At 63.2% G+C, this 24,274-nt stretch carries 19 protein-coding genes and 2 pseudogenes; 13 read left to right on the top strand and 8 right to left on the bottom strand.

The window, feature by feature from the left end; genetic code table 11:
- Positions 1 to 486: 486 nt before the first annotated feature.
- Positions 487 to 981: a hypothetical protein gene (locus tag AC19YY_RS19595; protein ID WP_169955882.1), complete on the bottom strand. Its 495-nt coding sequence runs from the start codon at positions 979 to 981 to the stop codon at positions 487 to 489.
- Between the two features lie 119 nt (positions 982 to 1,100).
- On the opposite strand from AC19YY_RS19595, the gene AC19YY_RS19590 reads away from it, so the two are divergent.
- Positions 1,101 to 1,802, top strand: coding sequence for an aspartate/glutamate racemase family protein (locus AC19YY_RS19590; protein WP_170058079.1), 702 nt, complete (start codon positions 1,101 to 1,103; stop codon positions 1,800 to 1,802).
- Here the strand turns inward: AC19YY_RS19590 and AC19YY_RS19585 are convergent.
- From AC19YY_RS19585 to AC19YY_RS19575, 3 genes are all read right to left on the bottom strand, one after another.
- Positions 1,790 to 2,302 carry a GNAT family N-acetyltransferase gene (locus tag AC19YY_RS19585; RefSeq protein ID WP_500604697.1) on the bottom strand — a complete coding sequence of 171 codons (513 nt, stop codon included), beginning with the start codon at positions 2,300 to 2,302 and terminating at the stop codon, positions 1,790 to 1,792. The genes AC19YY_RS19590 and AC19YY_RS19585 overlap by 13 nt on opposite strands.
- Positions 2,303 to 2,428: 126 nt before the next feature.
- Positions 2,429 to 3,577: a glycerate kinase gene (locus AC19YY_RS19580; RefSeq protein WP_500604696.1), complete on the bottom strand. Its 1,149-nt coding sequence runs from the start codon at positions 3,575 to 3,577 to the stop codon at positions 2,429 to 2,431.
- Between the two features lie 112 nt (positions 3,578 to 3,689).
- On the bottom strand, positions 3,690 to 4,790 hold the full coding sequence (locus tag AC19YY_RS19575) for a sugar diacid recognition domain-containing protein (protein ID WP_169955874.1): 1,101 nt from the start codon (positions 4,788 to 4,790) through the stop codon (positions 3,690 to 3,692).
- Positions 4,791 to 4,960: 170 nt separating this feature from the next.
- Between AC19YY_RS19575 and AC19YY_RS19570 the strand changes: the two genes are divergently transcribed.
- Positions 4,961 to 6,271 carry an MFS transporter gene (locus AC19YY_RS19570; RefSeq protein ID WP_032860575.1) on the top strand — a complete coding sequence of 437 codons (1,311 nt, stop codon included), beginning with the start codon at positions 4,961 to 4,963 and terminating at the stop codon, positions 6,269 to 6,271.
- A 117-nt stretch (positions 6,272 to 6,388) separates the two neighbouring features.
- Here the strand turns inward: AC19YY_RS19570 and AC19YY_RS19565 are convergent.
- From AC19YY_RS19565 to AC19YY_RS19555, 3 genes and pseudogenes are all read right to left on the bottom strand, one after another.
- A pseudogene (locus tag AC19YY_RS19565) lies at positions 6,389 to 6,859 on the bottom strand (SDR family oxidoreductase); the annotation flags it as partial.
- Between the two features lie 574 nt (positions 6,860 to 7,433).
- A pseudogene (locus tag AC19YY_RS19560) lies at positions 7,434 to 7,799 on the bottom strand (SDR family oxidoreductase); the annotation flags it as partial.
- A gap of 612 nt (positions 7,800 to 8,411) precedes the next feature.
- Positions 8,412 to 9,116, bottom strand: coding sequence for an SDR family oxidoreductase (locus AC19YY_RS19555; protein ID WP_500604695.1), 705 nt, complete (start codon positions 9,114 to 9,116; stop codon positions 8,412 to 8,414).
- Positions 9,117 to 9,217: 101 nt separating this feature from the next.
- Between AC19YY_RS19555 and AC19YY_RS19550 the strand changes: the two genes are divergently transcribed.
- The 10 genes from AC19YY_RS19550 to AC19YY_RS19505 all read left to right on the top strand — a co-directional run bounded on the left by AC19YY_RS19550 (position 9,218) and on the right by AC19YY_RS19505 (position 22,641).
- Entirely contained in the window at positions 9,218 to 10,147 is a 930-nt protein-coding gene (locus tag AC19YY_RS19550) for a LysR family transcriptional regulator (RefSeq protein ID WP_500604694.1), read from the top strand.
- Positions 10,148 to 10,352: 205 nt separating this feature from the next.
- The gene (locus AC19YY_RS19545) at positions 10,353 to 12,482 is read left to right on the top strand and encodes a TonB-dependent receptor family protein (protein ID WP_262381006.1); all 2,130 of its coding nucleotides are present in this window, start codon (positions 10,353 to 10,355) and stop codon (positions 12,480 to 12,482) included.
- 16 nt (positions 12,483 to 12,498) lie between these two features.
- Positions 12,499 to 14,211 (top strand): ABC transporter substrate-binding protein, encoded by a 1,713-nt coding sequence (locus AC19YY_RS19540; RefSeq protein ID WP_169955866.1) that lies wholly within the window; start codon positions 12,499 to 12,501, stop codon positions 14,209 to 14,211.
- Positions 14,208 to 15,131 (top strand): ABC transporter permease, encoded by a 924-nt coding sequence (locus AC19YY_RS19535; protein ID WP_169955864.1) that lies wholly within the window; start codon positions 14,208 to 14,210, stop codon positions 15,129 to 15,131. The genes AC19YY_RS19540 and AC19YY_RS19535 overlap by 4 nt, the downstream gene beginning before the upstream one ends.
- 194 nt (positions 15,132 to 15,325) lie before the next feature.
- Positions 15,326 to 16,567, top strand: a complete 1,242-nt coding sequence (locus tag AC19YY_RS19530; protein ID WP_170058072.1) for an acyl-CoA dehydrogenase family protein — start codon at positions 15,326 to 15,328, stop codon at positions 16,565 to 16,567.
- A 14-nt stretch (positions 16,568 to 16,581) separates the two neighbouring features.
- Complete coding sequence (locus AC19YY_RS19525) at positions 16,582 to 17,910, top strand: LLM class flavin-dependent oxidoreductase (RefSeq protein WP_500604693.1); 1,329 nt, start codon at positions 16,582 to 16,584, stop codon at positions 17,908 to 17,910.
- Complete coding sequence (locus AC19YY_RS19520) at positions 17,907 to 18,758, top strand: ABC transporter permease (RefSeq protein WP_170041523.1); 852 nt, start codon at positions 17,907 to 17,909, stop codon at positions 18,756 to 18,758. Before AC19YY_RS19525 ends, AC19YY_RS19520 begins: the two co-directional genes overlap by 4 nt.
- Positions 18,755 to 20,395: a dipeptide ABC transporter ATP-binding protein gene (locus AC19YY_RS19515; protein ID WP_500604692.1), complete on the top strand. Its 1,641-nt coding sequence runs from the start codon at positions 18,755 to 18,757 to the stop codon at positions 20,393 to 20,395. Before AC19YY_RS19520 ends, AC19YY_RS19515 begins: the two co-directional genes overlap by 4 nt.
- Before the next feature lie 8 nt (positions 20,396 to 20,403).
- A complete protein-coding gene (locus AC19YY_RS19510; RefSeq protein WP_500604691.1) occupies positions 20,404 to 21,576 on the top strand; it encodes an acyl-CoA dehydrogenase family protein in 1,173 nt (390 codons plus the stop codon).
- Between the two features lie 54 nt (positions 21,577 to 21,630).
- The gene (locus AC19YY_RS19505) at positions 21,631 to 22,641 is read left to right on the top strand and encodes an aldo/keto reductase (RefSeq protein WP_170041526.1); all 1,011 of its coding nucleotides are present in this window, start codon (positions 21,631 to 21,633) and stop codon (positions 22,639 to 22,641) included.
- 33 nt (positions 22,642 to 22,674) lie between these two features.
- Here AC19YY_RS19505 and AC19YY_RS19500 read toward each other — a convergent pair whose 3' ends face one another.
- A complete protein-coding gene (locus AC19YY_RS19500; protein WP_432755670.1) occupies positions 22,675 to 23,151 on the bottom strand; it encodes an Lrp/AsnC family transcriptional regulator in 477 nt (158 codons plus the stop codon).
- 133 nt (positions 23,152 to 23,284) lie between these two features.
- On the opposite strand from AC19YY_RS19500, the gene rarD reads away from it, so the two are divergent.
- Positions 23,285 to 24,166 carry an EamA family transporter RarD gene (gene rarD, locus AC19YY_RS19495; protein WP_169955848.1) on the top strand — a complete coding sequence of 294 codons (882 nt, stop codon included), beginning with the start codon at positions 23,285 to 23,287 and terminating at the stop codon, positions 24,164 to 24,166.
- Positions 24,167 to 24,274: the final 108 nt, after the last annotated feature.

The following is a 24,274-nucleotide window of genomic DNA, read 5'->3' as shown; positions in this document are numbered from 1 at the left end:
CCCCTGTAGGAGCTGGCTTGCCTGCGATGACGCCCGAAAGAACACATCAGAGTATCTGGTATTCATTCGTCATCGTTAACGACCATCGCAGGCAAGCCAGCTCCTACAGGGGTACCCGCACGCCTTGACGATCAGGTCGGCTGTCAGGCCGCCTCGCTTTGCTTGTGATTTTGATCTTAGGCGCCCCGTTAAACCACGCTGCCCGTCATCCGATATTGATTTGGGGGGCAGGAGCCCTTTTGGTTACTTTTGGCTGGGCCGGCACTCCGGGCTCTTTTCCAAAAGTGACCCGCCGTAAGGGCGGAACCCATAGCCGCCGTGACCGCAGCAACGGATATGTACACAAACCCAGAAAAGAGTGGTCTAAATACTCATGCCGCGATGGCGGTATATCAGGTCAGGAATACTTGCCTGACACACCGCTATCGCGGGCAAGCCCGCTCCCACACAAGCCCACACAAGCCTGCTCCCACATTTGCCTGGGGATCAGCCGCGTTCGCGCGGAATCAGGCTCTGCAACTGCAAGGCCAGGAAGTTGGCATCGAAGGCAAAGGTGTCCGGGTCTTTCAAGCCATTGGTTTTCTTCCACAACCAATCATTGGACCCCGGCAGCAGCACGAGGGATATGCTGCCGTAACGGGCCGCGGTCAGCCCCATGACCGACAACGAAATCAACCCACCCGCCCCCATCACATCCGGCACAAACTCCACCGGTTTGCCCGCGATATGAATGGTCAGTTTCTCGGTCTTGAAGGTCGAAGTCTCCACCGGCACGCTTGGGCCAGACGCCACATAAGCCTCACGCTGCACCTCCAGCAAACCATCACTCTTGACCGGCGCCAACCACTGCTCGATCTCGCCGTACAGCTCAGTGATTTTCTGGGTCCAGCGGGCTGACTGCACCTCGAACTGCTGGCGCTTGTGCGCTTCGCTGTCGGCGTAATGACGAAGCATCTCGCCCAATTGCTGTACATCGTCCATTGCGGTGTTCCTCGGGGGCTGCAAACAACGATCATGGCAGATGCTGCACCGGCGCGTATGACTAACGCTCGCGTGTTGGGTAAGGTGTAGCTTTCGCCCAACAGCTTGAGGAGCTTTGCATGCGCACCATCGGCCTTATCGGCGGCATGAGCTGGGAGTCCAGCGCCGAGTATTACCGGATCATCAACCAGCAGGTACGCGACCGGTTGGGGCCGCTGCGCTCGGCACAAATCCTGCTGTACAGCGTCGACTTCGGCCCGGTGGAACAAGCCCAGCACGCCGGGCGCTGGGATGACGCGGCGCTGATCCTGCAAGACGCCGCACGCCGCCTGCAAGCCGGTGGCGCGGACTGCATCGTGCTGTGTACCAACACCATGCATCTGGTGGCGCCGCAGATCGAAGCTGGCGTGTCGGTGCCGTTCCTGCACATTGCCGATGCGGCGGGCGCGGCGGCGGTCAAGGCCCAGACCCTGACCGTTGGCCTGCTGGGCACGGCGTTTACCATGGAACAGGATTTTCTCAAGGCGCGCCTGGCAGCCCAGGGCTTGCACGTGCTGGTGCCCGACGCAGCAGAACGCCACGCCGTGCACCGGATCATTTATGAAGAGTTGTGCGTCGGAGTGATCAGCGAAGCCTCACGCCAGGTTTACCAGCAGGCCATCGTCAACCTCGCGGCCCGTGGCGCCCAGGCGATTATCCTGGGGTGTACCGAGATCGGCCTGCTGATCAAGCCCGAGCACAGCGAGCTGCCGCTGCTGGACACCACCTTGCTGCATGCGCAGGCTGCGGTGGCGTTTGCCCTGGGCGATCAGGCGGTCTGACGCAGGCGGGCCATCCTCAGGGCATCGACAAATACGCCGTCGCGCACGGCGTAATCGCGCAGCCGGCCTTCAGTCTCGAAACCGAACTTGCGGTACAACGCCTGGGCCGGCTCGTTGTCGACATACACCGTCAGTTCCACCCGGTGCAGGTTCATCCAGTTGTCGGCCACCTCCAGCGCCGCGCCCAGCAACTGGGTGCCCACCCCCTTGCCCTGCCAGGCCACCGCCACACCCATGCCGATGCTGCCGACATGGCTTTGCCGACTGCGCGCGTACTGCTCCAGGGTGCAACTGCCAAGCACCTCACCCGCCTGCACCGCCACCAGCCTGAGCAGTCGCTCATTGGTATCGGCCAGGCGCTTGCGCCACACCTCCAGCGACTGGAACGGCATCTGCAGCACCTGACGGCACACGGCCGGATCGTTGTAGAGCGCATGCATGCCTTGAAGATGGCTTTCGGCAAAGCGCTGGATCACGATATTGGTGTCAGGTGTAGGCATTGTGTTTCATCCTTTGAAAGACAAGTGGCCGATCAGTATAGGCGGCGATAACAAGCGCTGTCATCCGCCACTGCGCTGCGCGCCCAAGCGCTGTCATCCGCCACTGCGCTGCGCGCCCAAGCGCTGTCATCCGCCACTGCGCTGCGCGCCCAAGCGCCACACTCGCGCAATGTCCGCCGCCCGCTCACGCAGCAACCGCGGCGCTTCGCTGCAGGCCTGCTCCAGGCTCATCGGCCCGCCAGGCAAGGCAAACGCGGCGTCGACGCCATGGGCATACATCTGCTCGTAGCCCTCGCCCAGCGTGCCGGCGATAACGATCACCGCAACACCGTGCTGCTTGGCCACCCGCGCCACGCCAAACGGGGTTTTACCACGCAGGGTCTGGGCGTCGAAGCGGCCTTCGCCGGTGATCACCAGGTCGGCGCCGCGCATGGCGTGTTCCAGGCCTACCAAGTCGGCGACCACCTCCACGCCCGCACGAAACCTAGCGCCGAGGAAGGCCTTGGCGGCAAAGCCCAGGCCACCGGCCGCGCCGCTGCCCGGCTCGTCGCGCACGTCCCGGGGCAAGACTTCGGCGCAGTGGTCGGCGAAGTGTCCGAGGGCCTGGTCCAGCTGCTCGACCTGGTGTGGGTTGGCGCCTTTTTGCGGGCCGAAAATCGCCGAGGCACCGTGGGGGCCGCACAGGGGGTTGTTGACGTCGGCGGCGATATCGAAACGCACCTGGGCCAGGCGCGGGTCCAGCTGCTCAAGATTGATCCGTGCCAGGTGCGCCAGGGCCAGGCCGCCACGCGCCAGGCTGTGGCCTTGGGCGTCGAGCAGTTGCACGCCAAGGGCCTGCATGGCACCGGCGCCGCCGTCATTGGTGGCACTGCCGCCAATCGCCAGGATGATCCGCCGGGCCCCGGCATCCAGGGCGGTGCGGATCAGCTCACCGGTGCCAAAGGTGCTGCTGGAACAGGCATCGCGCTGCTCCCGCGGGACCAGTTGCAGGCCGCTGGCTTCGGCCATTTCGATGATTGCCGTGGCACTTTCGGCCAACCAGCCCCAGCGCGCCTCAACGGCGCCGCCCAACGGGCCTTGCACGGTGCAACTGCGCAACTGGCCATGGCAGGCCGCGAGCACCGACTCCACCGTGCCTTCACCGCCGTCCGCCATCGGGCACTGGATCAATTCGGCCTGCGGCCAAACCTCAGCCAGGCCTTCGGCAATGGCCTGGGCCACGCCTTCGGCACTCAGGCTGTCCTTGAACGAGTCGGGGGCGATGATGACTTTCATGGGCTTTCTCCGGTTTTTATGACGCCCATGCTGCCAGTTGGCACCGGCAATGACGCCTGTCCGATGCACAAGCGCGGCTGGGGTTTGTTGTTCATTTCTACAAAAGCGCCTCCTAAGGGGTTTGGGGCAGCAGTTGCACGCCCAGGTACAGCGCGAGCATGCCATCTAAGGTCAACGGGTCGACACCGCTCAATTCGGCGATGCGCTCCATGCGGTAGCGCAGGCTGTTGCGGTGAATGCCCAATGCATCGGCACAGGCCTGGCTTTGCCCGTCGTGCTCACACCAACTGCGCAGCGTCGCCTGCAGTTGGCCGTTGGCGTCCTTGGCCAGGACCTTGCGCAATGGGTTAAGCAGTTCGTCGAGGGCATCGTCATTGCGATGGCGCCAGAGCATCACCGGCAACCGGTAGCGATTGAGGGTCAGCAGGCGCGACTGCGGCAGCACATCGCGGCCATAGGCGAGCAAGTCCGCCACCCGCCGATAACAGCGGCGCAAGCCTGCCAATCCGTCGGCCTGGCCACCGACGGCCACCCGCAGGATGTTCCAGCCCGAGGCCTCGAGTTTTTCCAGCAGGCGCGGGTTGTCCATCGGCACCGCTGCCGGGCGACACCACAGCAACGAAAACTGTGCGCTGCTGACGCACCAGCTGTCCGGATAACGCGAAGCCAGCCAGGCGGCCAGGGCTTCGGCGGTCTGGCCCGGGCCCAGCTCAAACAGATAGGGGGTTCGCGGCAACTGCGGCTTGAGCCCCAGTTGCTGGGCCTCGTCCACCAGGCGCGGCGACTCGCCGCTGTCGGCCAGCAGCAACGCCAGCAGATCATCACAGCGTTGGCGCCGCCACTGCTGCTCCGCCTGCTGATGGCGCTGGCTGACCAGCATCTCGGCAGTCATGCGCACCAGTTCGGCATAAGTGCGCAGCAACTGCGGTTCACCGCTGATGCCCAGCACCCCGATCAGACGCTGGTCATGCAGCAGCGGCAGGTTGATCCCCGGCGCCACGCCCTTGAGGTGCTTGGCGGTCTGGCTGTCGATTTCCACCACGCGACCGTTGGCCAACACCAATTGCGCGCCTTCATGACGGGTATTGATGCGCTCCGGCTCGCCGCTGCCGAGGATCAGGCCCTGGCTGTCCATGACGTTAACGTTGTAGGGCAAAATGGCCATCGTGCGATTGACGATATCCTGCGCCAGGTCATGATCGAGTTCGAACATGGGGCTAAATTCCTTGAAAGCGCTGCATTAAGCGATTGTTCAAAGGCACAGCGCAATGGATGGATCGCTGTGCGGGGGCACAAAGACACGACACCGTCCCGTGACCGAGACTCTTGGGGCGATCAACGTTACCCTCGCATCGCGAAAAATCATAATAAAGAGAGAACGCCATGTCACAGAGCGCCGCCGCTACCCTGGCCAACGATGACGACAAAAACGCCGTCTACAAGCGCATCACCCTGCGCCTGATCCCCTTCATTTTCATCTGCTACCTGTTCAACTACCTGGACCGCGTCAACGTCGGCTTTGCCAAGCTGCAGATGCTCGACGCCTTGAAGTTCAGCGAGACCGTGTACGGCCTCGGCGCCGGGATTTTCTTTATCGGCTACGTGCTGTGTGGCGTGCCGAGCAACCTGGCGCTGACCAAGTTCGGTCCCAGGCGCTGGATTGCGCTGATGATGATCACCTGGGGCACCCTGTCTACCTGCCTGCTGTTTGTGACCACACCGACGCACTTCTACACCTTGCGCCTGTTTACCGGTGCCGCAGAAGCGGGCTTCTTCCCGGGCGTGGTGCTGTACCTCTCGCAGTGGTTCCCGACCTTCCGCCGTGGGCGGATCATGGCGCTGTTCATGTCCGCGATCCCGGTGTCGGGCCTGCTCGGCAGCCCGTTCTCCGGCTGGATCCTCAACCACTTCGCGGCGGGCCAGGGCGGTCTCGCGGGCTGGCAGTGGATGTTCCTGCTGCAAGGTGTGCCGACGGTGATCCTCGGTGCCCTCGCCTACTTCCTGCTCAGCGACAGCTTCGCCAACGCCAAGTGGCTGACCGCCCATGAGCGCGCAGTGCTCGAGGCCGACCAGGCCACCGACCTGGCCAACAAGCCCAAGACCACCACTGATTCGCTGCTGGAAGTATTCAAGAACCCGGCGATCTGGGCGTTCGGCCTGATCTACTTCTGCATCCAGAGCGGCGTGTACGCCATCAACTTCTGGCTGCCGTCGATCATCAAGAATATGGGCTTTAGCGATAACCTGGTGATCGGCTGGCTCAGTGCGATCCCCTATTTGCTGGCGGCGGTATTCATGCTGCTGGTGGGCCGCTCTGCCGACCTGCGCAAAGAGCGCCGCTGGCACCTGGTGGTACCGATGCTGATGGGCGCTGTCGGCCTGATCATCGCGGTGAACTTCGCCACCACCCCGGCCATTGCCATCCTTGGCCTGACCATCGCCACCATGGGCGCCCTCACCGGCCTGCCGATGTTCTGGCCGGTGCCTACCGCCATGCTCAGCGCCGGCGCGGCCGCGGGCGGCCTGGCATTGATCAACTCCATGGGCCAGATGGCGGGCTTTTTAAGCCCGTATGTGGTGGGGTTTGTGAAGGATGCGACCGGCTCCACCGACCTGGCGCTGTACCTGCTGGCGGCGGTGATCGTCGCGGGTAGTGTGCTGGCGCTGCGCATGACCCGTACCCTGAAGGCCTGACACGACACAAAAAATGTGGGAGCGGGCTTGCCCGCGATAGCGGTGGATCAGTCAGCCTATGTATTGACTGACACGCCGCCATCGCGGGCAAGCCCGCTCCCACATTGGGTTCAGTGTTTACAGCAACCCACCGCCGTCGATATCGATCACGCTGCCAGTGATAAAGCCATTCTCCATGGCCATCAAATAACCCGCCGCCACTTCCTCCGCCTGCCCCACCCGCCCTACCGGCAACGCCCCGCCCACCTTGGCGAACATGCCCTGACGCTGTTCCTCAGGCATCCCCGCGTATGCCGGCGTGTCGATCACCCCAGGGCTGACCACGTTGACCCGCCGTGGCGCCAGTTCCTTGGCCAACTGCTTGCCCAACGCTTCGGTCGCGGCATTGATGCCAACCTTGATAAATTGCCCCGGCACCAGCTTGCGCCCCAACTGCCCCGAGGTCAGGACGATGCTGCCGCGCTCGTCGAGAAAAGGCAGCGCCTGCTGGATTGCGCGCAAGGCGCCCCAGAGCTTCACATTGAAGTTGTCCTGGGCAAGTGGCAGGTCGGTGTCCTGCAGGTGTTTGGCCTGGACCGCAGGGCCCGAGCCTTAAAACAATCGCCGCTAAAAACCCATATAAATTCAGAGCAAGACAATCCATATAATTACTTTGCGCTATCTACAACATAACAAATCAATATTAAAAACTGTCATTTCTTACAGCTGCAAAACCACCAAAACCCTCCAAAATCACTAACAGCCCTAGCCAAACAAGCCATTGACCAGGACAAATCAGATACCCGGCACGATACTAAACCCCAACAAAATCAAAAAGGATATTAAAAATGGAGAAGCTGACAGGTACAATTAAAAGCTTCACTGTTAAAACTAGCTTTAGAGGTTCCGACTATGAGGCCGTCGTAACTCCAGACAACGGAGGCTCGGACATAACAATACGAGGAAGCAACCTTAATCCATCACTTAAGCCTGGAGAAAAAGTAACTTACCTCACCACGACCGATTCGAAGGGAAACCGTTACTATACATTAAACAGTTAATAACTTAACGTGAGATTCGTACTGGCGCACAGCATACGGCGTTACATACGTCACTGTAGGCCTGACGCGTTGTTGACGCAGCGTGCGGCGGCAAGTACTAACCCCCAGCCTCAGGTGAGCAGCCCTACCGGCAACGCCCCACCCACCTTGGCGAACATGCCCTGACGCTGTTCCTCAGGCATCCCCGCGTATGCCGGCGTGTCAATCACCCCAGGGCTGACCACGTTGACCCGCCGTGGCGCCAGTTCCTTGGCCAACTGCTTGCCCAACGCTTCGGTCGCGGCATTGATGCCGACCTTGATAAATTGCCCCGGCACCAGCTTGCGCCCCAACTGCCCCGAGGTAAGGACGATGCTGCCGCGCTCGTCGAGAAAAGGCAGCGCCTGCTGGATTGCGCGTAAGGCGCCCCAGAGCTTCACATTGAAGTTGTCCTGGGCCAGTGGCAGGTCGGTGTCCTGCAGGTGCTTGGCCTGGACCGCAGGGCCCGAGCCTTAAAACAACCGCCGCTAAAAACCCATACAAATTCAGAGCAAGACAATCCATATAATTACTTTGCACTATCTATAACATAACAAATCAATCTTAAAAACTGTCAGTTCTTACAGGTGCAAAACCACCAAAACCCTCCAAAATCAATAACAGTCCTAGCCAAACAAACCACTGACCAGGACAAATAAAATACCCGGCACGACACTAAATTCCAACAAAATTAAAAAGGATATTAAAAATGGAGACGCTGACAGGTACAATTAAAAGCTTCACTGTTCAAGTTCGTTCTAGAGGTTCCGAATATGCGGCCATCGTAACTCCAGACAGCGGAGGCTCGGACATAAGAATACAAGGAAGCAACCTTAATGGATCATATAAACCAGGAGACAAAGTAACTTACTTTTCCACGATCGACTCGGAGGGAAGCCGTTGCTATACATTAAACATTTGATAACTTAACGTGAGATTAAAACTTGGCGCACAGCATACTGCGTTACACACGTCGCTGTAGGCCTGACGCATTGTTGACGCAGCGTGCTGCGTCAAGTACTAACCCCCGGCCTCAGGTGAGCCGCCCCACGGACGTCCCACCTCCCGGCGCAAGGATCAAGTCACAGCAACCCACCGCCGTCGATATCGATCACGCTGCCAGTGATAAAGCCATTCTCCATGGCCATCAAATAACCCGCCGCCACTTCCTCCGCCAGCCCCACCCGCCCTACCGGCAACGCCCCGCCCACCTTGGCGAACATGCCCTGACGCTGTTCCTCAGGCATCCCCGCGTATGCCGGCGTGTCGATCACCCCAGGGCTGACCACGTTGACCCGCCGTGGCGCCAGTTCCTTGGCCAACTGCTTGCCCAACGCTTCGGTCGCGGCATTGATGCCGACCTTGATAAATTGCCCCGGCACCAGCTTGCGCCCCAACTGCCCCGAGGTAAGGACGATGCTGCCGCGCTCGTCGAGAAAAGGCAGCGCCTGTTGGATTGCGCGCAAGGCGCCCCAGAGCTTCACATTGAAGTTGTCCTGGGCAAGTGGCAGGTCGGTGTCCTGCAGGTGTTTGGCCTGGACCGCAGGGCCTGAGGTGAACACCAGGTGGTCAAAACGCCCCACCGCTTCGAACAGACGTTGCAGGGAGGCGCTGTCGGTGACGTCCACCGGCTCGCTGCGCATGCCGTTGTCGACCGTCGACGCCAGGCGTCGCCCAGCCAGTACCACCTGCGCGCCACGGGATGCCGCCTGTTGGGCGACTTCGGCACCAATGCCGCTGCTACCGCCAATCACCACCACGGTTTTGCCCTTGAGGGGAGATGTCATGGGAACTGCCTCGTGCGGAAAAAATGAGCGTTCATCTTCCCAGCTTGGCAATCGCGGAAAAATCCCGGTAAAACGACAGGATCTTTAAGGGATTTTTACAAATGAGCTCAATCCTCGACCTGGAAGTGTTTGTACGCACCGCCGACAGTGGCAGCCTCTCGGCGGCCGCCCGCAGCCTTAGCCTGACCCCGGCCGCCGCCAGTATTGCCCTCAAACGCCTGGAAACCCGCCTGGGCATGCGCCTGCTGGCCCGCTCCACACGCAGCATGCGCCTCACCGAAGAAGGCCGGCGCTACCTGGACAGCGTGCGGGTGGCCCTGGAAGCCCTGGCGGAAGGCGAACAGGCGATCAAGCAACACGGCCAGAGCCTCAGCGGCTTGCTGCAACTGTCCGCGCCCTCGGATTTCGGGCGCAATGTACTGCTCGGTTGGCTGGATCAGTTCAAGCGCGAGCACCCGAATATCCGCCTGCAATTGCTGCTTAACGACAGCAACGCCGACCTGTTCCGCGAAACCGTGGACATCGCCCTGCGCTTTGGCGTGCCAAGGGATTCAAGCCTGGTGGCGCTGCCGGTGGTCGCCGATCACCGCCGTATCGCCTGCGCCAGCCCCGCGTACCTGGCGCGCCACGGCACACCCCAGGTGCCGGCCGAGCTGGCGCAGCACAGCACCCTGCGCTACATGCGCCAGGGCCGGCCCAACAGCACCTGGTATTTTCGCCAGGGCACGCTGCTTGAGGAGGTCGAAGTGGGCGGCGATTACCTCAGTGATGACGGGGAAATCGTGCGGCGCTGGGCCCTGGCCGGCCACGGTATTGCCTACAAGGCGAACCTGGATGTGGCCGGCGACATCAAGGCCGGGCGCCTGGTGCCGTTGTTCGGCGAATGGCAAGGCGAACCCACGCCCTTCAACCTGATGTGCCCCCATCGCCTGCAAGTGTCGGAGCGGGTCAAAGTCCTGCATCGCTTCTTGCAGGCGCGCGCTGGCGAATTGCTCGCCGAATCAGCGCAACACAGGGCAAAAATGCTCTAGCGCGGGCCCCTCGGCACTGTTCAAAATCCAACAGCAGTTCAACACAGGTGTGGTTTTTTGGCATAAGAGACCCGCTGATTAAAACCAAATACCCCGCAAAAACCCGCTTTGGCGCTTGGCATGCTTTCTGCTCTATCCCTGCCAGAGATTGACTATACGAATAGAAACTCGCCTCCACTCGTAGCCAATCACAGGGAATGCACAATTGAAGTTGATCTCAAGGCCTCTGCCGCCACTCGCCTCCAGTTCGTTTAAAACCGTCAGCGCCCTGACCTTGATCCTCGCCGCCCAATGGGCCCACGCCGAAGATTCGCGCCTGCAGACCGTAACGGTGCAGGCCAGCAAGGTCACCGCCAGCGAAGAAGCCCAGCTCAAGCTCGACGAGGTGGCCGGCGGCGTCAGCCTGGTCAAGGCCGCTGACGTCGAACGCGGCCGCTCGGCAACGCTGGAAGACACCCTCGCCTATCAGCCCGGCGTGTATGCGCAGTCGGCGGGTGGCAACGATGCAATCAAGATTTCCATCCGTGGCTCCGGGGCCAATACCTCGCCGGGGTATTTTCGCGAAGGCACCAAGTTCCTGTTCGACGGCCTGGCCCTGACAGGCTCCGGCGGCACGCCTTATGAGCTGCTGGAAACCCAGGGCCTGGACTACACCGAAGTGCTGCGCGGGGCCAATGCTTTCCAGTACGGCGCGCTGTCGTTGGGTGGCGCGATCAATATGGTGACCAACTCCGGCCTGACTGCGCCGGGCAATCACGTGCGCTTGGAGGCCGGCAGTTTTGGCTGGCGCAAGCAACAACTGAGCACCGGGGGCGTGGTGGACAACGGCGACTACTACGTCAGCCTGAGCAACTCCGAACGCGACGGTTACCAGGACTGGACCTTCACCAAGGCCAAGGGCGTGGTCACCAACTTCGGCTACCGCTTCAACCCCAAGCTGGAGACCCGCCTGTTCGTACGCTACCGCGAGGAGTATCACGAAAGCTCCGGCACCCTGACCAAGGCCCAGCTCAAGCACGACTCGTCGCAAACCAACCCGGTGGCCCTGGCCAGCCGCGATGATTCGACCAAGCGTGGCTCGACCTGGGTCGGCAGCAAGACCACCTATACCTTCGACGATGACGCCACCCTGGATTTTGGCCTGGTCTATCACAACTATCCCCAGGTGCTGTACCGCAAGAGCACGGTCAACCCCAACTACTGGGACTGGCGCGACCTGAACCTGTCGCTGACCTATAACCGCAGCGACCAGATCCAGGGGCACACCAGCAACACCTCCCTGAGCCTGACCAGCACCCAGCACCTGCAGGCCGGGGTCAAGACCTACAACGGCAACCCAGCCTCCAGCACCTACGGCGCCTTGCAGAAACAGGCACGCTACACCGGCTCGTTCGACCGCGTGTTTGCCGCCGGCAATGACCTGCAACTGACCGACCGCCTATGGCTGTCCACCGGCCTGTCGTTGAGCCAGATCAAGCGCGATATCGAGGTGCGCTACTCGGACCGCGCCAATACCTCGCCCTACCCGGACCACTACGACTACGACAGCTGGAACGTCGCGCCGCGCCTGGGCCTGCGCTACGAGATCACGCCGGACTTCCAGGTGTTCGGCAACGTCAGCCGCTCCATCGACCCGCCCAGCAGTTGGTCGTCGTCGGGCTCCGGGGTGGCCAGCAACTACGCCAAGACCCTCACCGAGCAGAAGGCCAATACCGTTGAGTTCGGCGTGCGCGGCAAAGCCGGGATTTTCGATGGCAGCCTGGCGGTGTACCGCTCGTGGATCAAGGATGAACTGCTCACCGTCGAAGTGATTCCGGCCACCCGTACCACGGCGGCGGTCAACTCCACGTCCAACGCCAGCCCGACCATCCACCAGGGCATCGAAGCCGGCCTGGATACCGCGCTGTGGCAAAGCGCGCGCGGCGAAACCGTCAGCCTGCGCCAGGCCTACACCCTCAACGACTTCTACTACCGCAACGACGCGCGCTTTGGCTCCAACGAGCTGCCGGGGCTGCCCAAGCACGTGTACCAGGCCGAGCTGCAATACCGCCATCCGGACGGGTTCTACGCCGGGGTCAATGTGCGCTCGGTATCGAGTACCGCCGTGGACTACGCCAACACCCTGTATGCGCCCTCCTACACGATTTTCGGCGCCAAGCTGGGGTATGAAGCCCCGAGCAAGAAATGGCAGGTGTACCTGGACGTGAAAAACCTCACCGACCAGAACTACGTCACCGCCATCCAGCCGATCTATGACGCCCAGGGCAAGGACGTTGCCGCGCTGTATCCGGGGGACGGCTTTGGCGCATTCACCGGCGTGGCGTTCAACTTCTAAGGTGGGAGCCTTGACGATGCCGATCAATCACTGGAGCAGGTACGCCCTGCTCCTGGGGTTGCTGCTGGTGGGCGCCTGCTCGCCGGACGCCCCACCGCCCAGCTCGGTGCAGCGGGTGGACGGCCACCTGGACGCCCAGGGCCTGCTCAGCTACGACCCCAGCGACTACCACGAAACCCGCCAGGGCACGCCGGGCGGCACCCTGCGCGTGTCGGCCGCGCTGGATACCGGCACCTTCGATGTGCATTCCAGCTACCACGGCAACGTGCAATGGCTGGCGCGCATCGTCTACGACTGCCTGCTGTACCAGGACGAAAACGGCAAGCTCTCGCCCTGGCTGGCCAAGTCCTGGGACGTCTCAGAGGATGGCAAGACCTACACCTTCCATTTGCGCGACGACGTGACCTTCAGCGACGGCGAAAAATTCAACGCCCAGGCGCTGCGGGTCAACCTGGAGCATATGCGCGACCCGGCCACCAAATCACCGCTGGCGGCGGCGTACATCGCGCCCTACGTCGATGGCCGGATCATCGACGACTACACCTTTGAGGCGCACCTGCGCGAGCCTTACTCGCCGTTTTTGTATGTGCTGGCGCAGTCGTGGCTGAGCATGGTCTCGCCCAAACAGATCCGCGAAGCGCCCAAGAGCATCGCCGAGCACCCCATCGGATCCGGGCCGTTCGTGCTGCAAAGCTATACCCGCGAACAAGGCGCGACCTTTATCAAGCGCGCCGATTACCACTGGGCACCGCCGGTGACCCGGCACATCGGCCCGGCCTACCTGGACCGTATCGAGCTGAGCATCGTCCCCGAGGCCATGACCCGCTACAGCACCCTGCAATCCAAACGCTCGGACTTCACCCTGGATGCACCGGCGCAAAATACCGCGGCGATGCGTGCTTCGCAGAACCTGGTGGTGCGCAACCGGATCCGCATGGCCAGCCCTTACCGCAGCCTCACGTTCAATACCCTGCGCTTTCCATTCGACGATGTACGGGTGCGCAAGGCCATCGCCCAGGCCATCGACCGTGACGGCCTGGCCTGGATTGCCGGGTTCGGTGAGTTCTTGCCCAAGAGCGATTACCTGGCGGTGAACACGCCGTTCTACGACCCGGCCTACCGCGACGTATTGAAATACGACGTCGACGCCGCCAACCGCCAACTGGACGACGCCGGCTGGACCCAACGCGATGCCGAGGGCTATCGGGTCAAGGACGGCCGGCGCCTGTCGGCGCACTTGCTGGGTTTTGAAAGCCCGCCGTTCCCCAGCAGCGTCGCGGTGGCGGTGCAGGCGGATGCCAAGAAAGTCGGCATGCAGTTCATCATCGAAATGATGCCCCTGGCCCAGCTCACCGACCGCCGCACGGCGGGCAACTACGACGCCATCGGCGGCGGCTATTGGCACACCAACACCCCCGACGGCCTGTACATCCTGTACCACAGCGACTCGCGCGCCTCGCCAAGCAAAAGCGGCAACAACCTCAGCAACCTCAGCGACCCGCGCCTGGACCAGTTGCTCAGCGACGCCCGCCGCTCCCATGACCCGGTGCAACTGCAAGCCCTGTACAGCGCCGCGCAACAACGCCTGACCGAAGTGGTGCCGGCGGTGCCGGACTTCGAGAGCCAGGTGCTGATTGCCTATCGCACGGCGGTCAAGGGCTTGATTTTCGACACCGTGCACAACACCCCATTTTTTACCAGCGTCTGGCTGGACCAGGAGGCACCATGAAACGGCTTGCCGCTCGACTACTGGCCGGTGTGGGCGTGCTGTGGGGCGCGGCCACCCTGACCTTCGTTGCCATCCATTTCAGTGCCGGCGACCCGGTGCTGGCGATTCTCGGCGGACCGGACGCCATCCCCACCCCGCAGCAACTGGCCCAGGTCCGTGAGGAATACGGCTTTGACCAACCGTTGTGGGTGCAATACGGGCGCTATATGGGGCGGATCGCCCACGGTGATTTCGGCGAGTCGTACCGCTTGCGCATTCCCGTCACCGAGGCCATCGGCAAGCAGATTGGCGCGACGCTGCAACTGGCCCTGAGTGCCGCCCTGCTGGCTATCGGCCTGGCGCTGGCCAGCGCCGTGCTTACCGCCAAGCGCAACCCCTGGGTGCGTCGCGTGGCTTCGGCCAGCGAGCTGGTGCTGTCGTCATCGCCGTCATTCGTGCTGGGGATTTTGCTGTTGCTGGTGTTTTCGTTCCAGTGGCCGGTGTTGCCGCCAGCCGGCTCCAACGGCTGGCAAACCCTGATCCTGCCGACCCTGGCCCTGGCCCTGCCGATTGCCGGGATGCTTAGCCAGGTGCTGCGCCAGGAACTGGAAGACATCCTCGAACAACCCTTTATCGCCATGGCCCGTGCCCGCGGCCTGTCGCAGACCGCCGTGCGCCTGCGCCACGCATTGCGCCATGCGCTGGTGCCGCTGGTGACCTTGTCCGGGTTCATCTTCGCCAGCCTGCTGGGGGGTGCGGTGGTCACGGAAATGCTGTTCGCCCGCCAGGGTATCGGGCGAATGATGCTTGATGCAGCCGTGGCCAAGGATGCGCCGGTGGTGCTGGGGATCACCTTGTTGGCGGCACTGGTTTATGTGGTGGTGAACCTGTTGGTGGATGTACTCAACGGGTTGATTGATCCACGGGTTAAACCGCGATGACGGCTGATTCACACAGGCTGCTTTATGTGGGAGCGGGCTTGTGTGGGAGCGGGCTTGCCCGCGATAGCGGAGGGTCAGTTGATAAATAGTTGACTGATACACCGTCATCGCGGGCAAGCCCGCTCCTACACAAGCCCGCTCCTACAGTGGATCACCGACAGCTTCAGATACTGTATTCAAGTAAGGAATCGAACATGAGCGACACCCCACTGCACGAACGCTTCGCCCCGGTTTTCCAGCGTATTGCCCAGGGCGCGGTGCAACGCGAGCAAGAACGCACCCTGGCCTTCGACGCCGTCGATTGGCTGAAAACCGCAGGTTTCGGTGCCCTGCGCGTGCCGCGCAGCCAGGGCGGCCTGGGCGCCAGCCTGCCGGAGCTGTTCGCCCTGCTGATCGAGTTGGGCAGCGCCGACTCGAACCTGCCACAAATCGTGCGCGCGCATTTTGGCTTCGTCGAGGGCCGGCTGGTGAGCCAGGACCCCGAGTCCCAGGCGTACTGGTTCCCCAAGGTGGTCGCCGGGCAATTGTGGGGCGCAGCCATGGCCGAGCGCAGTGACACCACCACCAACTCGGTGACGCTCAAACCCACCGCCGAAGGCTGGCAACTGGACGGCCAGAAGTACTACTGCACCGGCACCTTGTATGCCGACTGGATCGCCGTGGCCGCCGCCGACGGGCCCGACTTTATCAGCGTGGTGGTGCCCACCGATGCGCCCGGCGTGACCCGCGTGGATGACTGGGACGGTTTTGGCCAGCGCCTGAGCGGTAGCGGCACCACGCGCTTTGAGCAGGTGGCCGTGCCCGAGCATCAGGTACTGCGGCGCTTCAAGCCCGGCGAGCTGCGTGCCGAGTCGTATATCTCGGCGTTTTACCAGCTGTTCCACCTCGCGACCCTGGCCGGGATCGCCCGCGCCGCGTTGCGCGACGCCGTCGATTTTGTCCAGGGCCGCACCCGCGCCTTCGGCATCCCCGGGCAATCCAGCCCGCGCCTGGACCCGCTGGTGCAGCGGGTGATCGGCAAGCTGTCGAGCCTGTCCTATGCCGCCGACAGCCTGGTACAGGCAACCGCGCAGGTCCTGCAAAGCACCCATGAGGCGGTGCTCGACGGCTCCATCAGCGAGGCGCAATACGTCGATGCGGATGTGCGCACCTACCAGGCACAGCAAGTGATCCTGCCGCTGGTGCTGGAGGCCACCAGCCTGCTGTTCGAAGTGGGCGGCGCCTCGGCCACCAGCCAGGTGCGCCGCCTAGACCGGCATTGGCGCAATGCCCGCACCCTGGCCTCGCACAACCCGGCGATCTACCGCGAGCGGGCCCTGGGCGACTTCTACCTCAACGATGTCAGCCCCGCTGCCGCCTGGCGCGCCGCCCAGGAACAGGCCGTGGCCGACCACCCCGAGCATGCCAGCGCCCGCGATGAAGCCAGCGCCGTCTAACCCCAGGAACCTGCATGAAAAAGCACATGAGCATTGGCATGAACATCCTCGGTTTCGGCGCCCACGCGGCGGCCTGGCGCGTCGGCGAAGTGCCGGCCGATGCCTACCTGGATGTGGAGTACTACCGCACTATCGCGCGCATCTCGGAACGTGGCTGCCTGGATGCGATCTTCCTCGCCGACGGCCCGGCCCTGGCGGGCGATGTGGCCACGCAACCGGTAGGCCGCCTGGAACCGACCCTCCTGCTGACCGCCGTGGCCCTGGCCACGCAGCACATCGGGGTGATCGCCACCGCCTCCAGCACCTACAACGACCCCTACAACCTGGCGCGGCGCTTCGCCTCCCTGGACCATATCAGCGGCGGCCGCGCAGCCTGGAACGTGGTGACCAACGCCACTGACGCCGCCGCGCAGAATTTCGGCCTGGCCAACCAGTTGCAACACGGGGAGCGCTACGCCCGCGCCGAAGAATTCATCGACATCGCGTGCAAGCTCTGGGACAGCTGGGAAGACGACGCGATCATCGGCGATGCCGGCAACGGCCGCTACGCACATCCCGACAAGATCCACAGCCAGGACTTTGTCGGCCGGCATTTTTCCATCAAGGGCCCGCTGAACCTGCCCCGCTCGCCCCAGGGCCGGCCGGTGCTGGTGCAGGCGGGCTCATCGGAGGGTGGCAAGGCCCTGGGTTCGCGGTATGCCGATGCGATTTTCACCACCCAGACCAGCCTGGAAGATGGCCAGCACTTCTACCGCGACATGAAGCAGCGCGCGCGCCAATGGGGGCGCAACCCCGAGCACCTGAAAATCATGCCGGGCCTGTCCACGGTGATCGGCAGCAGCGAGGCCGAAGCCCATGCACGCTTTGATCAACTCAATGCCTACCACGGCGAACATGGCCTGATTCAGCAAGTGGCCGCGCGGATCGGCATCCCCGCCGAGGAACTGCAGTTGGATGCGCCGCTGCCGTGGGCGCGGATCGGTGAAGTGGGCACCTATGAGAAAGGCTCCCAGGGGTTTCTCGAAGCCCAACTCAACCTGGCCCGCCGCGAAGGCCTGACGGTGCGCGAACTGTCGCGGCGCATCCTGGTCGGCCATCGCCTGCTGGTGGGCACCCCGGAACAGGTGGCCGACACCCTCGAACACTGGTTCCTCGCGGGCGCCGCCGATGGCTTCAACATCATGCCGGACATGTTTCCCTCGGGGGTCGAGGTGTTTGTCGATGAAGTGGTGCCGCTGCTGCGCAAGCGCGGGGTGTTCCGCCATGAGTACAGTGGCAGCACGCTGCGTGAGCACTTGGGGTTGCCGTACCCACAGAGTCAGTATGCGAGGGGCCTGGCATGAGCACCTATACCCTGCCCTGGCGCTTGCCCTTGGCGCTGCCGAGCACCTTTCGCCCCGGCCTGTCACTGGCCTGGCTGTTTGTGATCGGCTTGTTGATCGCGGCGCTCGTGCCGCACTGGCTGACCGGCGTCGACCCCCTGGCCGCCGCCGCCCGCAACGCCTACCTGCCACCCAGCGCCAGCCACTGGCTGGGCACCGATGAAAACGGGCGCGATGTGCTCGCCCGCTTGATCCACGGGGTGCGCCCTTCACTGTTGATGGGCCTGGTGTCCACGGCCATCGGCCTGGGCGCCGGGATCATCCTCGGCTTGGCGGCCGGCCTCGGCCCGCGCCTGGTGGATGGCGCGATCATGCGCCTGATCGACGTTTTGCTGGCCTTTCCCGACCTGCTGTTGGCCCTGGTGATCATCACGTTCTGGGGCCAGGGCCTGTGGATCACCCTGATTGCAGTGGGCGTGGCGAGCATCCCGCGCTTTGCGCGGATGGTGCGCGCGCAGACCCTGGTGGTGCGCGATGCACCCTACGTCGAAGCCGCTACCACCCTCGGCCGGCATCGCGCAGCCGTGGTGTTGCGGCATGTGCTACCCAATGCGATCAAGCCGATCCTGATCCTCGCCACCATTGGCATCGGCCACAACATCATCACCGGCGCGGCGCTGAGCTTCCTCGGCTTTGGCGCCTCGCCGCCCGCGCCGGAATGGGGTTCGATGCTCGCCATGGGCCGCAACTACCTGGCCAATGCCTGGTGGCTGGTGGCCTGGCCGAGTGTGGCGATCATCCTGACGGTGGTGTCGATCACCGCCCTTGGCCGGGACTGGCTGGCGCGCAGCGAGGGTAAATCCCGATGAGTACGTTAGTGGAGGTACAAGACCTGCGGGTACAGTTTGGCCACACGCCGATTATCAAGGGCATATCGTTCAGCCTGGCCGCCGGTGAATGCCTGGCGCTGGTGGGCGAGTCCGGCTCGGGCAAGACTGTCACCTCGCGCACCCTCAGCGGCCTGAGCGGCGAAGGCTCGCGGGTACAGGCCGCGCGCCTGGCGTTTGCCGGCACCGACCTGCGCCAGTTGGACGACCGCGCCTGGCAAACCCTGCGCGGTGCGCAGATCGGCTTTGTGATGCAGGACGCCCTCGGCTCCCTCGACCCGCTGCGCCCGGTAGGCAAGGAAATTGCCGAACCGCTGCGCCTGCACACGCCACTGGGTCGCGATGAGCGCCAGGCACGGGTCATCGAACTGCTGCGCGCGGTCGGCGTGCCGCAGCCCGAGTTGCGCGCCTTGCAGTACCCCCATCAACTGTCGGGCGGCCTGCGCCAACGGGCGCTGATCGCTTCGGCGATTGCCGCCGGCCCGCGCCTGCTGATTGCCGATGAACCGACCACGGCGCTGGACGCCACGGTGCAGGCCCAGGTCCTGGCGCTGCTGGAGTCCCTGCGTTCCCAGGCCATGGCGATGCTGGTGGTCAGCCATGACCTGGCGGTGGTGTCGCGCCTGGCCGACCGGGTGGCGGTGATGCATCACGGGGTGATTGTCGAGCAAGGCCCGGTGGAGGCGATCCTGCATGACCCGCAGCATCCCTACACCCAGTCGCTACTGCGGGCCGGGCGTGCGGTGCATTTCCAGCGCCCGGCCCTGGCGGCGCCGAAAGTGGCCAGCGTCGAGCGCTTCGACCTGCCGTTGATCGAGGCGCGCAACCTGCAAAAAACCTTTATCGGCCCCGACGGCCAGCCCCATGTTGCAGTGCACAACGCCAGCTTCAGCCTGCGCGCCGGGGAAACCCTGGGAATTGTCGGCGAGTCCGGCAGCGGCAAGACCACCCTCACCCGCATGCTGTTGGGCCTGGAGCGCCCGGACGCCGGCGATGTATGGCTCAACGGCCGGCCCTGGAGCGCCCTGAACGATCAACAACGGCGCCAACTGCGCCAACGCATCCAGGTGGTGTTCCAGGACCCGCAAAGCTCGTTCGACCCGCGCTACACCGTGGCCCGCGTGCTTAACGAGGCGCTGCAAGTCGCCGGTCTGCCCCGCAGGGAATGGCCGGCGCGCACCCTGGAGCTGCTGCAACTGGTGCGCCTGGACGCCAGCGTGCTCGAGCGCCGCCCCCTGGAGCTTTCCGGCGGCCAGCGCCAACGCATCGCCATTGCCCGGGCGCTGGCGCCCAACCCCCAGGTGCTGGTGTGCGACGAGCCGGTGTCGGCCCTGGATGTGTCGGTGCAGGCGCAGATCCTCGCGTTGCTGGCCGACCTCAAGTCACGCCTGAAACTGGCCTGCCTGTTCATCTCCCACGACCTGGGGGTGATCAACCAGGTCAGCGAACGGGTGCTGGTGATGAAGGACGGCGAGGTGGTGGAAAGCGGCCCTGTGCGCGATGTGTTTGACCACCCGCAGCATGCCTACACCCGCGCCCTGCTCGATGCCATCCCGCAGATCGACCGGCCCGCCCCGGTGCCCGAGCACCACTTCATTACCTACGCCATTGCCATATAAGGATTGTCATGAGCTTTTTGTCCGTGCCAGAGCTGTTGCAGCGTGCCGCTGTGTTATTGCCGCAGATCGCCGAGGGCGCCGCCGAACGCGAGCGCACCCGGCAACTGCCCCATGAGCAGATCCGCCAACTGGCCGCAGCGCGCCTGCTGACCCTGCGTATTCCCCAGCGCTACGGCGGCAGCGGGTCCAGCGTGCGCGAGGTGGTGCAGTTCGTCATCGACCTGGCGGCGGTGGACTCCAATATCGCCCAGTCCCTGCGCCCCAGCTTTGCCTTTATCGAAAGCCTGCTGGTGCAGAAGTCCGAAGCCGAGCGCCAGCTGTGGTTTGCCCACTACTTGCAGGGCGAGGTGTTCGGCAATGCCGGCTGGGAAATCGGTGGCGCCAACGGCCAGGTCAGCGCGCGGATTGTGCCCCAGGGCGAGCACTTTCGCGCCAATGGCAGCAAGTACTACAGCACGGGCGCGTTGTATGCCGACTGGGTCAGTGCGGTGGCACTGGATGAAAACGACGAGCCAGTGTCGTTCGTGGTGCCCCGCGACCGCGAAGGCCTGGAGCTGGTGGATGATTTCGACGCCATGGGCCAGCGCCTGACCGCCAGCGGCACCACGCGCCTGAACAACGTGCTGGTGCGCCGCGAGGAAATCCGCACGCGGGTGGTGGAGGAAGGCCAGCGTTCGATCATCACGCCGTTCCTGCAACTGTTCCTCGGCGCGGTGCAGGCCGGGATTGCGCGCAATGCCTTGAACGATGCGGTGGCCTTTGCAAGGGACCATGCGCGGCCGATCAAGCACAGCAGCGCCAGCCGCTCGGTGGATGACCCCTATGTGGAGTTTTCCGTGGGTGAGATCTCGGCCCGCGCGTTTGCCGCCGAAGCAGTGGTATTGCGCGCCGCCGACACCCTCGACGCGGCCTGGGCCGAGGAGTTGAGCCATGAGGCCGTGACCCGCGCAGCCATCGATGTGGCCCAGGCCCAATACATCGCCGCCGAGTCGGCACTCAAGGCTGGCGAGCTGCTGTTCGACGTCGGCGGCGCCTCCACCACCGGGCGCAGCCATAACCTCGACCGGCACTGGCGCAATGCGCGCACCGTGGCCAACCACAATCCCCGGCACTGGAAAGCCGCGGTGGTCGGCGCCTATCGGCTCAAGGGCACCGAGCCACCGACGTCGGGCTTGTTCTAGAGCCTTGCTCTCTGGTATTGCATAGCAACTGTCTGCGCTTTTGAGGAGTTCACCATGATTTACCGCACACTGGGCCAGTCCGGGCTCAAGGTCAGCGCACTGACCCTGGGCACCATGATGTTTGGCGAACAGACCAACACCGAAGACTCGCTGCGTATCATCGACAAGGCCTGGGACCAGGGCATCAACTTCATCGATACCGCCGACGTCTACACCGGCGGGCGCTCCGAGGAAATCGTCGGTGAAGCCATCAGCCGCCATCGCGCCGACTGGGTCGTCGCCTCCAAAGTCGGCTTTGGCCCGCCGGACGGCCTGCCCAACCGCAGCGGCCTGAACCGCAAGCGCATTTTCAACGCGCTGGAAGCCAGCCTCACCCGGCTCGACACCGATTACCTGGACATCTACTACCTGCACCGCGAAGACCACGACACCCCACTGGAAGTCACGATTTCGGCGATCGGCGACCTGATCCGCCAGGGCAAGATCCGTTACTGGGGGCTGTCCAACTACCGCGGCTGGCGCATCGCCGAAGTGGTGCGCGTGGCCGAGCGCCTGGGGGTCGACCGGCCGATCATCAGCCAGCCGCTGTACAACATCGTCAACCGCCAGGCCGAGGTGGAGCAGATCACCGCGGCGGCGGCCTATGGCCTGGGCGTGGTGCCCTACAGCCCACTGGCCCGTGGCGTGCTCAGTGGCAAGTACGCACCGGATATCAGCCCCGAAGCCGGCAGCCGCGCCGCACGCCAGGACAAACGCATCCTGGAAACCGAATGGCGCGTGGAGTCATTGCGCATTGCCCAACAGATCCAGCAATACACCCAGGGCCGTGGTGTGGGGATTGTCGAGTTTGCGATTGCCTGGGTCTTGAACAACCAGGCGGTCAGCTCGGCGATTGTCGGGCCGCGCACCGAGGCGCAGTGGGATGCCTATACCGGGGCGCTCGATGTGAAGATCAGTGCCGAGGATGAGGCGTTTATTGACTCACTGGTGACGCCGGGGCATGCGTCGACACCGGGGTTCAATGATGTAGGGCACTTTGTCTCGGGGCGCATTCACCGCCCCTGACCCCCTGTGGGAGCTGGCTTGCCTGCTCCCACATCAACCCAGCGGCACATCCAGGCTGACCTTGACCCGGTCCATCACCACGATGCTGCGAAACCATTTGATATTGCGGTTTTCGTAGAACAGCGTGCGGGCCAGGGTTTCATAGGCCTTCATGGTTTCCACCACGATCACCAGCATGAAGTCGGCATCGCCGGTGACGTAATAGCACTGCTGCACCTCGGGGATCGACATCTGCACCTTGAGCACATCGAGGTCTTCGATATGGGTGCGCTCGGCGTGCACCTCCACCAGGATCGTGATCGGCTTGCCCACTGCATCCTGATTGACCACCGCCGTATTCGCGATGATCGCCCCACTCTGCTCCATGCGTTTGATGCGCCGCTGTACTGCTGCGGTCGACAGGTTTACCTGCTCGCCAATCACCCGCAGTGCGGTGGTGTTGTCGCGTTGCAGGTGCTTGAGAATCGCGCGGTCGAAATCATCCAGGGGCGGCTGGGGGCTGACGGGCATGCTGGCGAACCTTGGGCGTGAGAAAATTTCCCATAAGATGCCGCAAAACAGAGCAAACGTCTCACCTCAAAAGCAATATATTCCCACCTGAAATTCCCCCCTCTTTTGTTTGAATCGGTTTGGCGAGGACTGCGTGTCTAAAGGCGTTGTTTTATCGGTAGCGGCCTCGGTGTTGTTTGCCGTGATGTATTACTTCACATCACTGCTCACGCCATTGAGTGGCCTGGAGATTTTCGGTTGGCGCATGTTGCTGACCGTGCCGTGCATGACCGTGTTCATGGTGGTCAGCGGTGAGTGGCGCCAAGTGTGGGAACTGCTGCGATTGCTCGCGGGCAAGCCACGACTGATCGGTGGGATTGTGCTGTCGTCGGTGCTACTGGGCGTGCAACTGTGGCTGTTTATGTGGGCGCCGCTTAACGGCCGCAGCCTGGATGTGTCCCTGGGCTACTTCCTGCTGCCGCTGACCATGGTCCTGACCGGGCGCCTGGTGTATGGCGAAAAGCTCTCGCGGCTGCAACTGATCGCGGTGGTGTTCGCGGCGATTGGCGTGCTCAACGAGCTGTACCAGGTGGGTGGCTTCTCTTGGGCCACGCTGCTGGTGATCATCGGTTACCCCATCTACTTCGTGCTGCGCAAACGCCTGGCGACCGACCACCTGGGCGGCCTGTGGCTGGACATGGCGCTGATGCTGCCGGTGGCGCTGTGGTTTGTCCAAAGTGGCGAACAGGGCTTCGCCGTGCTGGATGCACACAAAGGGCTATATGGGTTGATCCCGATGCTCGGGCTGATCAGTGCTTCGGCGTTGGTGTGCTACATCATCGCCAGCCGCTTGTTGGCGTTCAGCCTGTTTGGCCTGCTCAGCTATGTGGAGCCGGTGCTGTTGCTGGGGGTGGCGTTGCTGCTGGGGGAAAGCATCGGGCCGGGTGAATGGCTGACCTACATCCCGATCTGGCTGGCGGTGATGGTGCTGGTGTTCGAGGGGTTCAAGCACCTGATGCGCCAGCGTAGAGCCTGACCCGATAACTGCAGGAGCGAGCTTGCTCGCGAAGGACTCAAAGACACCGCGCACCTCAGGCAGTACGCGTTATCGTTGACGTCCATCGCGAGCAAGCTCGCTCCTACA

It is taken from the genome of Pseudomonas sp. MF09156 (genome assembly GCF_059862305.1).
This window is presented reverse-complemented; position numbering and strand designations above follow the sequence as displayed.

Bases quoted from the DNA above. Each gene is read 5' to 3' on its own strand.
- AC19YY_RS19595 (WP_169955882.1), bottom strand. From the start codon at position 981: ATGGACGATGTACAGCAATTGGGCGAGATGCTTCGTCATTACGCCGAC.
- AC19YY_RS19590 (WP_170058079.1), top strand. From the start codon at position 1,101: ATGCGCACCATCGGCCTTATCGGCGGCATGAGCTGGGAGTCCAGCGCC.
- AC19YY_RS19585 (WP_500604697.1), bottom strand. From the start codon at position 2,302: ATGCCTACACCTGACACCAATATCGTGATCCAGCGCTTTGCCGAAAGC.
- AC19YY_RS19580 (WP_500604696.1), bottom strand. From the start codon at position 3,577: ATGAAAGTCATCATCGCCCCCGACTCGTTCAAGGACAGCCTGAGTGCC.
- AC19YY_RS19575 (WP_169955874.1), bottom strand. From the start codon at position 4,790: ATGTTCGAACTCGATCATGACCTGGCGCAGGATATCGTCAATCGCACG.
- AC19YY_RS19570 (WP_032860575.1), top strand. From the start codon at position 4,961: ATGTCACAGAGCGCCGCCGCTACCCTGGCCAACGATGACGACAAAAAC.
- AC19YY_RS19555 (WP_500604695.1), bottom strand. From the start codon at position 9,116: ATGACATCTCCCCTCAAGGGCAAAACCGTGGTGGTGATTGGCGGTAGC.
- AC19YY_RS19550 (WP_500604694.1), top strand. From the start codon at position 9,218: ATGAGCTCAATCCTCGACCTGGAAGTGTTTGTACGCACCGCCGACAGT.
- AC19YY_RS19540 (WP_169955866.1), top strand. From the start codon at position 12,499: ATGCCGATCAATCACTGGAGCAGGTACGCCCTGCTCCTGGGGTTGCTG.
- AC19YY_RS19535 (WP_169955864.1), top strand. From the start codon at position 14,208: ATGAAACGGCTTGCCGCTCGACTACTGGCCGGTGTGGGCGTGCTGTGG.
- AC19YY_RS19530 (WP_170058072.1), top strand. From the start codon at position 15,326: ATGAGCGACACCCCACTGCACGAACGCTTCGCCCCGGTTTTCCAGCGT.
- AC19YY_RS19525 (WP_500604693.1), top strand. From the start codon at position 16,582: ATGAAAAAGCACATGAGCATTGGCATGAACATCCTCGGTTTCGGCGCC.
- AC19YY_RS19520 (WP_170041523.1), top strand. From the start codon at position 17,907: ATGAGCACCTATACCCTGCCCTGGCGCTTGCCCTTGGCGCTGCCGAGC.
- AC19YY_RS19515 (WP_500604692.1), top strand. From the start codon at position 18,755: ATGAGTACGTTAGTGGAGGTACAAGACCTGCGGGTACAGTTTGGCCAC.
- AC19YY_RS19510 (WP_500604691.1), top strand. From the start codon at position 20,404: ATGAGCTTTTTGTCCGTGCCAGAGCTGTTGCAGCGTGCCGCTGTGTTA.
- AC19YY_RS19505 (WP_170041526.1), top strand. From the start codon at position 21,631: ATGATTTACCGCACACTGGGCCAGTCCGGGCTCAAGGTCAGCGCACTG.
- AC19YY_RS19500 (WP_432755670.1), bottom strand. From the start codon at position 23,151: ATGCCCGTCAGCCCCCAGCCGCCCCTGGATGATTTCGACCGCGCGATT.